The following is a 14,684-nucleotide window of genomic DNA, read 5'->3' on the forward strand; positions in this document are numbered from 1 at the left end:
CCTACCCTGGCGATGAAAAAAAGGCGCCCGAAGGCGCCTTCTCATATGGTTGGTCCGATAAACTCAACCTCGACGCTTAGCGTTGCACCTGGATGCGAGCTTCAACCCGGCGGTTCTCGGCGCGGCCCGCTGCAGTGTCATTGCTGGCAATCGGTTCGGCCTCACCGTAACCAACTGCGTCCACACGATCTGCGCTGATGCCCAGGGCATCGGTAAGACGGGCGGCAACGGCTTCAGCGCGACGCTGGGACAGGAAACGGTTGTAATCCGCATCGCCACTGCTATCGCTGTGACCGGCAATCTCCACGGTAGTTTCCGGGTTCTCGCGCATGAAGTCGGCAACGCGACGGATTTCATCATCGTATGAATTGCCGATTACGGAACTGTTGGTCGGGAACTGCACGTTGAGTTCGATGGTTTCAACCGTCTCGGTAACGCCTTCGCAACCGGTATCGTCCACTTCAGCGCCGGCGGCAGTGTCAGGGCACTGGTCCTGGCTATCAACAACGCCATCGTTGTCGCTGTCCAGCTCACAACCGCGGTTGTTTACGTTGGCGCCGGCAGGCGTGTTCGGGCACTGGTCCGTGCTGTTGGCAATCCCGTCACCGTCATCATCACGTTCACAGCCATCGTTGTCGACGCTGGCACCTGCGGGGGTGCCCGGGCACTGGTCACGGCTGTCTGGAACGCCATCATTATCAGCGTCTGTGGGCTTGCGCGGCTCAGGGCTGGAGTCTGATACGGTGCGGTTGAACGCAAAACTCAGACCCAGGGTTGCCTGGGTGTCAAAGGTGCTTTCATCAATACCGTGGAATTCACGCAGCTCGGCACGAATGGATACATTGTCACTGACGTTGTAACGGAAGCCAGCACCCACATTGACGCGGGTTTCCTCATGGTCGGAGCCTGCGGTCTGGTAGCTGAGGACGTCGTCTCCGAAGTCAGCGTGGCCTGCACCGGCAGATACGTATGGGTTCCAGGCCTGATCCTGTCCGGCAAAGTAGTAGATACCATCCAGACGGTATTCGTTGAAGTCACTGTTGCCATCGACGTATTTACGATCGGCATCAGCGTTGGAGTAGACCGCTTCAACCGACCAGTTGGGATGAAACCGGAATTCGGCGCCGAGGCCAAAAGTTGCGGTTTCACTCAGGTCACGCTTGTCATCGAAGAGCTGGAAGCCAACGGACGGATTCAGATAAATGGTCTGCTCGCGTTCTGCGAGCGCTGGTGTGGCAAGGGATGTTGCCAGAGCCGCAATGGCCAGTGGGCGCATGATATTCATGCAGAACCTCCTGTTCGATTATCGTTATTAACAGATCTTACGTAGTACCTTGGCATAAAGGCATTCGTACCGCGTAGCTACGTGGAATTTAAGCCAGAAGATTCAATAAAACAAAAAATGACAGGCAGTGTTGCGTCCGCAATTGTACTCAGGCCCCTTATGACAGGACGGTGAAATAAAGGTGCGCGCTTTTCTTGCTGAAATTCAGTGTTTCGCCATTGTCGAATGCAACCTCAAAGGAACTCTCGTCTTCACCTCTCGTCGATCCCGGCCCGAAGATAGCGTGGCTGAGGCGACTTTTGGTCCATAGCGGTGCTGACTGCTCCGCTGTTACTTCTTCGCCACCATTGAGCGTGATGCCTTGCCGCCTGGCGTAGCGAAGGCTGGTTGGTGTCAACGGTGCCTTTGTGGTCAGAGTCACACCGGTGCCGGGATTGCTGTTGTCCAGCCACTGTCCGAACTCCTGCGACAGGGGAAAACAGAGCTCATCAACGAACCGGCTGGGCCCCTGGTCGCCGGCCAGATGTCGTTTTTCACCAAAGGGGCGGGTGATCAGGTGAAGTTGCTCACGGGTGCGGGTCATGGCCACGTAGAGCAGGCGGCGCTCACTTTCCAGGAACGTCCTGGGGTCATCCTGGGCACGGGGGCTGTAGGGCAGGTACTTCTCCTGCAATCCCGGCAGTATAACGGTTGACCACTCCAGCCCCTTGGTACGGTGGATAGTTGATAGCAGTGCACCACCCCGATGATTCTCGCCCGCCTGCTTCTTCAGAGTCTTCAGGTGCTCAAGTGCCCCGTCAATACCGGCATCCAGCCCGGCCAGGTACAACCTGAAGCCGCGAACGGTCTCAATGCGCTCGTCGGCGCTTTCGTGGGTCAATGCCAGGCTGCGAATACCCTCGTAAAGCTCGGTTTCATCCGCATAACGGGTGATGAGGTCAGCCACCGGCCCCCTGTAATGGTTCAACTGCGCGAGTACTTCGCCCAGCTTGCGGAGTTTCCTGGCCGCCATGGGCGCGAGGGCATCGAAGTCCATGGCCAGTAGCCGTTCATGCCAGCCGTCGCCAAAACCAGCAAGGAAGCGCGCCAGTTGCTCGAGTTCCGGCTCCTTGAGGCCAACGTGTGGGAAACGTAGAAGCTGTCGGGCAATATCGAGCCTGTCGTCGTCCGGCAGGTTGCGAATGCGGCCGGAAACCACCATCAGCAGGCTGGTAATGGCCTGAACTTCGCGGCTGAACAGTGCGCCCTTGCCGGCATCTATGCGGTAGGGCACCTGCTGCGCCAGGAGTTTCAGTTCGATGGGCACACTCTGGCTCCATACCCGGAACAGGATGGCTGTGTTGCCCAGGGCAGCATCGTCCATGGGCTGGAGCAGCTTGAGTACAATGTCGCTATCGTTTTCCTGCTGGTGCAGGGTTATTCCGGTTGCCGGCGTGGATGGATGGGAGTGGCACAGCACATCCTTGCGGCCGGTGTTGTGGCAGATCAGGTGATTGGCCAGAAGAGCCACCTGGTGGCCATAGCGAAAGGTATAGCTCAAGGTCTGTTCCAGCGGACTTTCGAATTCTTCGCTGAAGCGCCTGAGGATAAAGTCGGGTTTGGCACCACGGAATTCGTAGATGGTCTGGTCCGGGTCACCGACGACGGTCACCCGCGCCCGGTCCCCGGCCACGTATCGCAACAGCAGGTGCTGGATCTCGTTGGTGTCCTGATATTCATCCACCAGGATAAGGTCCATCTTGTTGCCCACCAATCGCTGCAGCGGCGGGTTCTGGTGGATAGCCATCACCGGCTCGTAGAGCATGTCAGCGTAGCTGATCCGGCTCTGGGACTTGCGCCATTGCTCGAAACTGTGGAACAGGTCGATGAGGTAACGGTGCTTGTCGGAATAGCCCAGTTCCTCAAACACGATTTCCACCGGGGACAGGGTGGTTTTCACCAGATCGATGAAGTTGATGGCGGTTTCCACGAAATCTTTCTTGTTGCGGCGAATCTCGTCCGCCAGATCCTCCGGCGCCAGCCGGCGGGTCAGTTGCCAGGCCTGGTAGCTGATTTCCTGGTCGGTGAGGATCTTGTCGGAAAACCCGGGCAGGAAGCCCTCCCGGACAAACCGTTTGTACAGCCGCAGGCCCATGGCGTGATAGGTGCGTATTTCGGGCAGGGCTAGCCCAATGTCACGGTTAACGTCCTGCAGCTTGCGCTCGAAATCCACCCTTGCGCTGCGGTTGAACATCAGCACCAACATGCGGTTGGGATCGTGCCCCTGTTCTAGTAGGTAGCGAATGCGCCAGGCCAGTGTTGATGTTTTACCACTGCCCGCTACAGCGGTGATCACCGCATGCTCAAAGCCTGCGGTGATGATGGCTCGCTGCTCGTCGGTAAGATAATCCGGCAGAGTGGTCGTTTCAGGGTTTTGGGGTGAGGGTTGCATGGCGTGTATTGTACCGGGCTGCTGGTAGTGCAGATAGCGGTGTCGCATAATCCTGATAACTTTTGCTTTTTTGCTTGCAAGGATTGACCGCAAGCCGAGTGCAGGAGCATTTGGGTAGCCGCTTCCAAAACACGCTCAAGCACATCCCTGTGGCGCTTGAGCTCCGCCATCCATGGCTCCGCACAGTTTTGGAAGCGGCTACCCAAATCCTCCCTCCTACCTAGGAGAATGACGTCATGGCTACGACTGCTGAAGCGGTGAATGTATTGGGCGAGAAGCTCGAATTGTGTGGCACAGATCCCGAGACCGGGTTCTACCGGGATGGGTGTTGTAACACCGGACCGGATGACCTGGCAGCGCACGTGGTATGCGCGGTTGTTACGGATGAATTTCTGGAGTATTCCGCCGCCAAGGGCAATGACCTCAGTACCCCTCGGCCAGAATTCGGTTTTCCCGGCCTGAAAGAAGGAGATTCGTGGTGTCTGTGTGCGTCCCGGTGGCAGGAGGCGTTCGAAGCGGATTGCGCGCCGCGTGTAAAGCTGCGGGCTACGCACAGGTCCGCGTTGAAGTGTTCGAAGCTGGAAGATCTCAAGCGACATTCCGTGGATTTGAGCTGAGTGGATGGTTGATCAAACCGGACTGAACGGGCCTGACCTGGCCGCTTGGCAGAGGCTGCAAGCCGGGTTGCAGGCTGCCGGGCACCGGCGGTTGGTGGTTCTGGAGGGCGATCGGGCGGCGTCTCTTGCATGGCTGCGCGAACTTCTTCCAGCGTTGTCGGTGGCGCCAGGAGTCTGGACAGGGCCGGATGAGGATCAGCCAGAATCCTCGTTGACAGCGATCAAACCGGTCGAAGGACGTCGCTGGCTGGGGCAGGAGTTGGCCTGTGTGGTCTGGGATGGCTGGCGGGGCAATCCGCCGGACAGTTTTGCGGCGTTGTCGGGAACACTTTCGGCCGGGGGGCTGTTTTTCTGGCTGATGCCGCCGCTGGAAAAGTGGGGCCGTTTCGCGGACCCGGATTACCGGCGTACCGGGCTGGACAGTGCTTCAGAACATCCGTTTGCGGCCCGGCTGGCCCGTATTGTGGCCGGCGACTCTGCCGTGATCCGTGTTAAGCCTCCGGTGAATCCGCAGCCCGATTTACCGGAGGTTGCGCGGCCGCCCCGGGATTTTCAGGTGGGTGCCACCGGGGATCAGCGCGCGCTGGTGGAAAATGTTCTCCGAACCGGGTTGGGTAGGCGGCGTCGGCCGCTGGTGGTGACCGCTGATCGTGGGCGGGGTAAGTCTGCGGCGCTGGGGATGGCGGCGGTTCGCCTTCTGAGCGAAGGCCGGCAGCGTGTGCTGGTGACGGCCCCGGAAGCAGGCGCCTTGAAAACGCTTTTCCACCATGCCCGCCTGGCCGCCGGGCAGGTTTCAGGTCCGGAGATGGGTACGGATGACGTTGTGGTAGGCCATGGTGGCCGGCTCCAGTACTCGCCTCTACACCACTTGCTTGCCGATAGGCCGGACGCAGAGGTGGTCATGGTGGATGAGGCCGCCGCGATTCCGGCAGACCTGCTGAAACAGGTATTGCTGGGCTGGCCCAGGGTGATCTTTTCCACCACGGTGCATGGTTATGAGGGTTCAGGCCGTGGTTTTGCCATTCGTTTTCGTTCAGTGCTGGATAGGGAGACACCCCATTGGCGCAGTGCATCACTCTCCGCGCCTATCCGCTGGGCTGCCTCCGATCCACTGGAGTCTTTGACGCGACATATGTTTCTACTGGATGCGGAAGCGTCTCTTCTGGCGCCTGATGGCGCGGGAGTGGTGGTTGAACGCTGGAACCCCGCGACCGCCGCAGACGAAGAACTGAACGAAGCTTTTGGCCTGCTGGTGGACGCCCATTACCGCACGTCTCCCGGAGATCTGCGCCAGTGGATGGACGACCCCGCAGTTGTGAGCTGGCGCGTAAAGTGTGATGGTGCTCTGGCCGGTGTTCTGTGGGCAACGCTGGAAGGGGGCCTGGACGCGGACCTTGCGGAACAGGTAATGCTGGGCAGGCGGCGCATGCGGGGGCATCTGTTGCCCCAGTCACTGGCAACCCACAGCGGGTTCGCCGAAGCGGCGAGCCAGCGTCTGCTGCGGGTGGTGCGGGTGGCCGTCGACGCACGGTCCCGTGGTCGGGGGCTGGGCCGGAGGCTGGTTGAGGCAGCGTTTGATCATGCCCGGGCCCAGGGTGTGGACGGCATTGGCACCAGTTTTGGCGGTCACACCCGGCTGGTCACCTTCTGGCAACAGTGTGGGCTGGAGCCGGTGCGTCTGGGCCTGAAGCGCGAGGCCAGCAGTGGTGAATATCCATTGCAGATGCTTGGAGGTGTGTCCGCCGATGGCAAGAAGCTGGCCCATCAGTTACGCACCAGGTTAGCGGAGCACTGGCTTGCCCTGGTGCCGCGGAACTGGCCGGACGCAGAGCCGGGCCTGATTCTGCAACTGACCAGCAGTCTGCCGCCCGGTGGCGCCCTCAACGATCACGACCGCCGGGATCTGTGGAGTTTTGCCCACGGCTATCGGGGATTTGATCTGGTCTTGCCGGTGTTGGGCAAGCTGTCCATGCAAACGGAAGCGATGGGCCCGGTGTTGACAACAGGTTCGGGCTCCCTGTGGGCGAGAGCGGTGCTTCAGGGCTGGTCATGGCAGAGTTTGCAGGCCCTGGGGGAATGCCAGGGCCGGGAGCAGGGAGAGGCTGCTCTGCGGTCAGTGGTTCGTCATATTCTGCAAAACCGGCCCGACTTGTGAACAGCTCGATTTAATTCGGTCCGGTTACTGACCAGAATAACTCCGAAAATGAATCAACAGAGACTGAATCATCATGGCCCAGGGAACCGGCACTGTCCTTCCGAGACTCCTGTTTATCCTCATCGCAAGTACACTGGTGACAGCCTGTGCCACGGGTGGCACTCCTTCCAACCTGGAGCAGCGGAATTCCTCAGTTGCAGACACGCCGCTGATGGCAGCGGTCAGTAGTGGAAATCTTGATCGGGTTGAGTCGCTGGCAGATGCCGGTGCGTCCCTGAACACGCTGACTGAGGAAGGTACGCCACTTGCTGCGGCTGTCGCAGCCGGAGAGGACCGTATTGTCTGGTTTCTTCTCAGCGAGGGTGCAGCGCCGGACCTTGCGACCGCGAGCGGGGTTACACCACTGATGCTTGCCTCCGGCAATGGGCATCGTCGCATTGTGCAGTTACTTTTATCGGCAGGGGCGAGTGTCAACGCGTCGGACCGGGAGGGCACCACACCCGTGATCAGGGCAGCCCGTAACGGCCACCTTTCCGTGGTGAAAGTGCTTCTGGCAGCGGGTGCCAATGTCAATGTGAGTCAGGGCGGACGATCATTGCTGATGCACATTGTTGACGGCGGGGACCTGTTGACCGCCGAGATGCTTCTGGCAGCGGGTGCCGATGTTAATTACCGGGGCAGCACTGGCGAGACTGCGCTTGATCTGGCCCGTGCCAGTAACAACCGGGACATCGAGATGTTGTTGATCCAGGCGGGTGCGGATATCTGAGCAGCCCTGCGCCGGTTCAGTCCAGCTTCATGGGATCATTGCTGTCGTTCAGTTCGGGCTCAAAGTGCTCTTCAACAACCGTTTCGGGTACATCCCTGACACTCGGGTATGTCCACACGGGAGCCTGGTCCTTGTCGATCAGCCTTGCCCTGATGCCCTCCCGCACGTCCGGTCGCCTGATGCATCGGGTTGTCATGGTCAGTTCCATCCTGAAGATGTCCTTCAGTGACATTTGCTGCGCTTTCTTCAATTGGGTCCAGACCAGCCAGGCAGATACCGGGCAGCCTCCCCGAAGGCTTCCCATGCACTCGCGCCACCAATCACTGTCGATATCTGCCGCCAGCAGGGTTTCAATAATGTCTGGCAATTCATCGCCGGCGCTGAGTCTGGCAATGTCCTGTTCATGACGCGCCAGTTCGCTGACCGGTAATGCCCGGTAGTCCGGATGCTCAAGCTGCTTGATCAGTCGGAACAGGCGATTGTCATCAGCCGCCGCCTCACCGGTCCAACGCTCCTGCTTTAACCGTTCGATCAGGGGCTCTATGTGATCCTTCTGGATGGCCATGTCGGCCAGGCCCACCCGCAAAGCATCGGAAACGTTTAACCTGGCGCCGGTCAGACCCATAAATAGCCCGATGCGGCCTGGAAGCCGGTTGAGGAACCAGCTGGCACCAACATCGGGATAAAGGCCAATACTGACTTCCGGCATGGCCAGCTTCACGTCTGGCGTTACAAGGCGGTAACGGCAGGCAGAGAAAATACCAAGCCCACCCCCCATTATTACGCCGTGGCCGATCGCAATAATCGGCTTGGGAAATCGATGGATGGTGTAATCCATACGATACTCGTTAACGAAGAAGCTGGCAGGGATGTCGGGGTCACCTTCTCCCGCCAGGACATCGTAGAGTTCACGGATGTCGCCGCCCGCGCAAAATGCCCGGTTGCCGGCACCCTGGAAGATGACCAGGCTGATGTGTTCGGCATCGGACCACTGGTCAAGTACCGCCTGGATTTCGCGGATCATCGACGCAGAGAGGGCGTTCAGGGTAGCAGGGGAATCCAGGGTGATCAGACCAATGTTACCTTCCTGGCATGGAATTTCCTGAACCTGAATGGGCATGTTGACGTCTCCGCAACGAATAAGGTGACATAAATGGTAATCTGTGACGTACAGACTATTGATTTATCACATTTGAGCTTTGCTTTTGCTGTGCTATAAGTCTGCGTAGTCTTCGCGCCGGCAGTCTCCTGTCGGGCTATAAAACGATGAGAGGGTAAAACCAATGAACCTGAAATACCACACCATTGCCGTTCTGTTCGCGTTGGGCGCTTCGGTTCCTGCTGTCGCTACCGCTGCCGACGCGGAGGCGGGCAAAGCCAAAGCGGCTGTCTGTGCCGCCTGTCATGGCAAGAATGGCATTGCGCAAATTCCCGGTTACCCCAACCTGGCAGGACAGAACGAGCAGTACCTCGTGTCCGCGCTCAAGGCCTACAAGAACAAGCAGCGTAGTGGTGGCCAGTCTGCCGTTATGCAGGGTCAGGCCACGGGTCTGAGCGATGAAGATATTGCCAATCTGGCAGCCTACTACTCCAGCTTGCCGGCTGATGGCGGAAAGTAAGCCCCACCATCCTCAGGGAGCGGCGTGCGCCGCTCCGCTGACAATCCGGTAGCTGGGTTCGTAGGCGCCCGACCCCGGAAGCTTCATTCTGTTCTGGGTAACGAATTCTTTCAGCATCGCCTCCAGCGGTGCCAGCAATGCCGGATCACCGGCAATCTCAAAAGGGCCCCTGGCCTGAACCTGGCGTATACCACTCTCCTTGACGTTACCCGCGACAATGCCACTGAACGCCTTGCGCAGATTGGCCGCGATCAGATGGCCTGGCTGGTCCCGGTGTAACTCCAGCGCCCGCATGCTTTCGTGAGTAGGCTCAAAGGGTAGCTGGAATACCGGATCGATCCTGAGCATCCAGTTGAAATAGTAGGCGTCCTGCATGGCGCGGCGGAAGGTTTCCACATCCTTCATACCCTGCTTCATGGTTCGGGCTACCCTGGCCGGGTCGTCGATAATGATCTCGTATTTGCTGGCGGCCTCGTCCCCCAGCGCGTTGCGGATAAACTGGTCAATCATCTCGAAGTATTCAGCATTTTCGGGTTGTCCGGTAAAGACCACCGGGAAGGGCAGGTCCGAATTGTCCGGGTGCAGCAGGATGCCCAGCAGGTAGAGAATTTCTTCTGCAGTGCCCACGCCACCGGGGAATACAATCACGCCATGACCGGTTCTTACGAATGCCTCAAGGCGTTTCTCGATGTCAGGCATGATCACCAGTTCGTTAACAATCGGATTCGGGGCCTCGGCGCCGATGATGCCTGGCTCGGTCAGGCCAATGTAGCGGCCATTTTTTACCCGTTGCTTGGCATGGCCAATGGTGGCGCCTTTCATTGGCCCTTTCATGGCGCCCGGCCCGCAGCCGGTACAGATACTCAGCCCCCGCAGGCCCAGTTGATGGCCCACTTCCTTGCTGTACTGGTATTCCCGCTCATTGATGGAGTGCCCGCCCCAGCACACCACCAGATCCGGATGGCGGCCGGCCTGCAATACACGGGCATTGCGCAGTATGTGAAAGATCAGGTTGGTAATGCCTTCCGGGTCGTCCCGGCGCAGCCCCGCTGCAGATTGGGGGATGGAATAGGAATAGATGATATCCCGCAACACTGAGAACAGATGTTCGCGAATAGCGCGTAGCATCTGACCATCCACAAAGGCGTGGGCCGGGGCGTTGACCAGTTCCAGCTTCAGGCCCCGGGGCTGTGGTACCAGCCGAACGTCGAAATCCGCATGGGCTTCCATCAGGGCTTTACAGTCGTCTGTTTCGATGCCGGTATTGAGTACCGCAAGGGCACATTGGCGGAAAAGCCGGTAGAGACCTCCCTCACTTCTGTCCTTCAGGCGATTGACTTCAAAGTTCGACAGGATTTCCAGGCTGCCCTCGGGGGATACCAGGGCATTGATGGTGGATTCGGTCATGAACGGTAGAGCTCCTGAATGTTGCGCTGGTACCACTGACTTGGGGGGTACCATTCTGTCTGATATAACCGGCCTCGGGAATGCCTGATTTTGAGGCATGCAATGAAACCGTTACACTATCACTTTAATCCGATTACGCTACCCGACAGTCGTCCGATTTATGAAACTTCTTATTCGCCCCGCCCCTGAAGTAGCTATCAAGAGCAAGCCCGTGCGCCGTCAGCAGATGCGGCACCTGCGTCAGAATATCCGTAAGTTGCTCACTCGCCTTGACGGCGACATCCATGTGGAGGGTGCCTGGGACAGGGTGGACGTGGATGTCCCCGATGGTCGTAGTCTGGCGGGGCCGGTTATTGACGAACTGAAGCGTATTCCCGGCATTTCCACTATCCAGGAGATCGGTGTTTATCCCTGGGTGAGCATGGACGATGTGGCGGAAAAGGCTATTGAGGCGTTTGCCGATCGCATAAACGGCAAAACCTTTGCTGTCCGCGTCCGTCGCCACGGCAACCACTCATTCCGCTCCATTGACCTGGAGCGCCTTGTTGGCACTGCTCTTTTTGAGGCTTCCGCGCCAACAGGCGTCGATCTCGGCAAGCCCGAAGTCGAGGTGCGTATTGAAATCCAGGACGATGGCTATCACATCGCCCACCGTAAACATCGTGGTGCTGGCGGATATCCCCTGGGGGCCGTGGAAACGGTGATGACACTGGTTTCCGGCGGCTACGATTCCTCTGTGGCAGCGTACCTGATGATGCGCCGTGGTCTGCGGTCCCATTTCCTGTTCTTCCGACTGGGCGGCCCCGCCCATGAAACTGGCGTGCGCCAGGTGGTTCACTACATCTGGGAGCGCTACGGCGCCTCCCATGGCGCCAAGTTTATTTCCGTGCCTTTCGAAGGTGTGGTGGATGAGATCATGCGGTCGGTCAACCAGCGTCACTGGGGTGTTGTACTCAAGCGCCAGATGCTGAAAGCGGCTTCGGAAATTGCTGCTCTCAATAACGCCTCCGGACTGGTAACCGGCGACGCCGTGGCGCAGGTTTCCAGCCAGACCCTGTCAAACCTCAACGTGGTGGACCGGGCCAGTGATGAGGTAGTGCTGCGCCCACTGATATCAATGGACAAGGAAGCCATTATAAATATTGCCCGTGAAATCGGCACCGAGCCCTTTGCCCGCACCATGCCGGAATACTGCGGTGTTATTTCCCGCAAGCCAGCAACCCGGGCGAAGCTCCACCGTGTTGAAGAGGATGAGGCCAACATGGACGCGCAGGTGCTGGAGCAGGCAATCGCGACGCGGCAGGACACACCGGTCAACAGGCTGCTGGATACCACGAAGACGCCGGAAGAGGTGGAACTGGTACACACGCCGGACGTGAACGACGTGATTATTGATGTGCGCCATCCCTCAGAAGGTGAGCAGTCGCCGTTGCATCTGACCAGTAACCGGGTGGTGGAGATTCCCTTCTATGAGCTGAGCGAACGCATCCGCTCGCTTCCGGCCGACAGGCAGTACCTGTTGTACTGCGATCGCGGCACCATGAGCCGGATGCACGCCTGCAATCTGAAAGCCGAGGGCCACGCCAACATCAAGGTGTACGCCCCCGTGGGCTGAGGTATTACCCTTCCAGCCCCTTGAAGAACTGCTGCACGTTCTCACTCAGGGTTTCCAGGTCATAGCCGCCTTCCTGCACAATCAGTGTCGGCAGGCCGGTCTGGCGGATATGGGTGGCCAGACGGCAGAAACCTTCCGAGGATACCGATACTTTCGCCTGTGGGTCGTTGTGATAGATATCGAACCCGAGCGGCAGTATCAGCGCGTCTGGCTGGAACAGGCGAATAGCAGCCAGTGCCTCTTCGAGCTTCGCGAAGAAGTCTTCCTCTGACGAGCCGTGGGGCATGGGCAGGTTGATGTTGTAGCCAAAGCCGTCACCTTCACCGCGTTCATCCTCATAGCCACTGACCACCGGGTAGAAATTGGTGGGGTCGCCGTGAATGGACACGTAGAGGACGTCGCTGCGGTCGTAAAAGATTTCCTGGATGCCCTGGCCGTGATGCATGTCGGTATCCAGTATGGCAATCCGGGGAAAGCGGGACTTCATGTGTTCCGCGGCGATGGCGGCATTGTTGAGGTAGCAGAAGCCGCCTGCGGCATCCTTGCGGGCGTGGTGTCCCGGCGGACGACATACCGCGTAGGACGTGCGCTCACCGGCGATCAGGGCATCGGCGGCGCCCAGGGCTGTCTGGGCGGACCAGTAGGCGGCCTCCCAGGTGTTTGCGCCAATAGGACAACTGCCATCAGCCTGGTAGCGTGCAGCTTCGGCAAGGATGCCCTTCAGCGCGTTGGGTGAGCGCACAAAGATGTTCGAAATCACTTCGTCGCCCCAATCACCCATCGCTGACCAGCGGCGGTGTGCGGACTCCAGAAAGCGCAGATACCCCAGGTCATGGACCTTCGAAATCGCCCCTGCACCCTGGTCCGCCGGCTGCAACACCGGGATTTCCATCGACTTCAGCCCCTCCACCATTTGCCCCGTGCGATCCGGGACCTCCTGGGGCTGGCGCATCTGGCCGCGGGTAAAGTAGGTCTTGGGAAGATGCTGATCCTGTGAGGGATGAAAAAACGCCTTCATGTTCCGGCCTCCTGATAATGACATTCTTCGAGTATAGGCGTCCGCGGGTGTTGGTCAAAACACCATTGTCTGACTTTACAGGTGCGGTTTCTGCATCCACTATGAGAGACATATCACACTGACGCAAACACGAATTTACACATTCCGAAATCATCGTAAAAAGGAGCCGAGATGATCGAGTCACCACTGCTTCCCAAGCTGACTGGCTATATCGGCGGTCGCTGGTCTGAATCTCCGGACGGTAACACCTTTGACGTCTACAACCCGGCCACGGGTGAGGTGGTTGCCAGTGTGGCATCGATGTCCGAAAGTGAAGTGCAGCAGGCTGTTGAAGCCGGGAAGTCCGCACTTCGTCTGACCAGCCCCTATACCATCGAAACCCGTCGTAAGTGGCTGGAAGATATCCGCGACGCCCTCAAGGCCAATAAAGAGGAAGTAGGCCGGATCCTGTGTATGGAGCATGGCAAGCCCCTGAAGGAAGCGCAGGGCGAGGTGGACTACGCCGCCGGGTTCTTTGACTACTGCTCCAAGCATATCCAGGCGCTGGATGCTCACACCCTGACGGAAAAGCCCAAGGACTGCACCTGGACGGTACATTATCGTCCCATTGGCGTGGCGGGGCTGATCACGCCCTGGAATTTTCCCATCGGTATGATTGCCAAGAAGCTGTCTGCGGCCCTGGCCGCGGGTTGTCCCTCGGTGATCAAGCCTGCCAGTGAAACGCCGCTGACAATGATTGCCCTGTTTACCCTGATGGACAAGCATGTGGATCTGCCCGATGGCATGGTCAACCTGGTGATGGGTAAGGCCAGCGTCATAGGCAAGGTGCTGTGTGAGCACCCGGACGTGCCCATGCTCAGTTTCACCGGCTCCACGGAAGTGGGTCGCAAGCTGATCGTCGATACCGCCGACCAGGTGAAAAAGCTGGCCCTGGAACTGGGTGGCAACGCACCGTATATTGTCTTTGACGACGCCGACCTGGATGCGGCTGCCGATAACCTGATTGCCAACAAGTTCCGTGGTGGTGGCCAGACCTGTGTCTGCGCCAACCGGATCTTCGTCCACGAGAAAGTGGTGGAGGAGTTCGGACAGAAACTGGCGGACCGGGTCAACCGCATGACCGTGGGCGATGGCCTGACCGAAGACGTGGACCTGGGCCCGCTCATCAACAAGGCCGGTTTCGACAAGGTGAAACGCCACGTGGAAGACGCTCTTGAGAAAGGCGGCCAACTGGTGGCCGGCAAGAAGCCGTCCGATCTGGGCGAGGGACACCTGTTCTTCCCGCCAACGGTCATTTCCGGTATTACCCCGGACATGTGCTGTTCCCGTGAGGAAACCTTCGGCCCGCTGGTGCCCATGGCCACCTTCCGCAGCGAAGAAGAGGTCATTGAAGCCGGTAACGATACCGAATTCGGATTGGCCTCCTATGTGTTTACCGGTGACGCGGAACGCGCCCAGCGGGTGGCTGCCGGGCTGCGGTTTGGCCATTGTGGCTGGAACACCGGGACCGGCCCCACGCCGGAAGCACCATTCGGTGGCATGAAGGCCTCCGGCATCGGCCGCGAGGGCGGCCTGGAAGGATTGTTCGAGTTTGTAGAAGCGCAAACAGTGCCGAGAGGTTTCTAGAAAAGCCCTCACATGATGGGACTGTCGCACGGGGAAACTTTCTCCGTGCTCTGTTTGGCCCATGGAATTTTTTCGTCGGATTACGCTTCGCTAATCCGACCTACTTCTTGCCGGCAACAGTAAACTTGTAGGTCGGATTAGG

The 14,684-nt window shown here is 58.8% G+C and carries 11 protein-coding genes; 6 read left to right on the forward strand and 5 right to left on the reverse strand.

The features are described from left to right. Nucleotides 1-76: 76 nt before the first annotated feature. Both QPM17_RS07440 and QPM17_RS07445 read right to left on the reverse strand, forming a co-directional pair. The gene (locus QPM17_RS07440) at nt 77-1,285 is read right to left on the reverse strand and encodes an OmpA family protein (RefSeq protein WP_285390024.1); all 1,209 of its coding nucleotides are present in this window, start codon (nt 1,283-1,285) and stop codon (nt 77-79) included. A gap of 157 nt (nt 1,286-1,442) precedes the next feature. Continuing rightward, complete coding sequence (locus tag QPM17_RS07445; RefSeq protein WP_285390025.1) at nt 1,443-3,764, reverse strand: ATP-dependent helicase; 2,322 nt, start codon at nt 3,762-3,764, stop codon at nt 1,443-1,445. A gap of 188 nt (nt 3,765-3,952) precedes the next feature. Here QPM17_RS07445 and QPM17_RS07450 point away from each other — a divergent pair, with 188 nt between their 5' ends. The 3 genes from QPM17_RS07450 (at nt 3,953) to QPM17_RS07460 (ending at nt 7,257) form a co-directional block, all read left to right on the forward strand. Then, the gene (locus QPM17_RS07450) at nt 3,953-4,333 is read left to right on the forward strand and encodes a DUF2237 family protein (protein ID WP_285390026.1); all 381 of its coding nucleotides are present in this window, start codon (nt 3,953-3,955) and stop codon (nt 4,331-4,333) included. Between the two features lie 4 nt (nt 4,334-4,337). Next, nucleotides 4,338-6,488, forward strand: a complete 2,151-nt coding sequence (locus QPM17_RS07455; protein ID WP_285390027.1) for a tRNA(Met) cytidine acetyltransferase TmcA — start codon at nt 4,338-4,340, stop codon at nt 6,486-6,488. Between the two features lie 73 nt (nt 6,489-6,561). Beyond that, complete coding sequence (locus tag QPM17_RS07460) at nt 6,562-7,257, forward strand: ankyrin repeat domain-containing protein (protein ID WP_285390028.1); 696 nt, start codon at nt 6,562-6,564, stop codon at nt 7,255-7,257. A 16-nt stretch (nt 7,258-7,273) separates the two neighbouring features. Here QPM17_RS07460 and QPM17_RS07465 read toward each other — a convergent pair whose 3' ends face one another. Further along, on the reverse strand, nt 7,274-8,377 hold the full coding sequence (locus tag QPM17_RS07465) for an enoyl-CoA hydratase/isomerase family protein (RefSeq protein WP_285390029.1): 1,104 nt from the start codon (nt 8,375-8,377) through the stop codon (nt 7,274-7,276). Nucleotides 8,378-8,540: 163 nt separating this feature from the next. Between QPM17_RS07465 and QPM17_RS07470 the strand changes: the two genes are divergently transcribed. After that, the gene (locus QPM17_RS07470) at nt 8,541-8,876 is read left to right on the forward strand and encodes a c-type cytochrome (protein ID WP_285390030.1); all 336 of its coding nucleotides are present in this window, start codon (nt 8,541-8,543) and stop codon (nt 8,874-8,876) included. Between the two features lie 12 nt (nt 8,877-8,888). On the opposite strand, the gene ppnN is transcribed toward QPM17_RS07470, so the two are convergent. Next, on the reverse strand, nt 8,889-10,283 hold the full coding sequence (gene ppnN, locus QPM17_RS07475) for a nucleotide 5'-monophosphate nucleosidase PpnN (RefSeq protein WP_285390031.1): 1,395 nt from the start codon (nt 10,281-10,283) through the stop codon (nt 8,889-8,891). Between the two features lie 160 nt (nt 10,284-10,443). On the opposite strand from ppnN, the gene thiI reads away from it, so the two are divergent. Beyond that, nucleotides 10,444-11,898, forward strand: a complete 1,455-nt coding sequence (gene thiI, locus QPM17_RS07480) for a tRNA uracil 4-sulfurtransferase ThiI (protein WP_285390032.1) — start codon at nt 10,444-10,446, stop codon at nt 11,896-11,898. 4 nt (nt 11,899-11,902) lie between these two features. On the opposite strand, the gene QPM17_RS07485 is transcribed toward thiI, so the two are convergent. Continuing rightward, a complete protein-coding gene (locus QPM17_RS07485) occupies nt 11,903-12,916 on the reverse strand; it encodes a histone deacetylase family protein (RefSeq protein ID WP_285390033.1) in 1,014 nt (337 codons plus the stop codon). Between the two features lie 171 nt (nt 12,917-13,087). On the opposite strand from QPM17_RS07485, the gene QPM17_RS07490 reads away from it, so the two are divergent. Next, a complete protein-coding gene (locus QPM17_RS07490; RefSeq protein WP_285390034.1) occupies nt 13,088-14,542 on the forward strand; it encodes an NAD-dependent succinate-semialdehyde dehydrogenase in 1,455 nt (484 codons plus the stop codon). Nucleotides 14,543-14,684 lie beyond the last annotated feature (142 nt).

The organism is Marinobacter azerbaijanicus, from assembly GCF_030250645.1.
Lineage (GTDB): Bacteria > Pseudomonadota > Gammaproteobacteria > Pseudomonadales > Oleiphilaceae > Marinobacter > Marinobacter azerbaijanicus.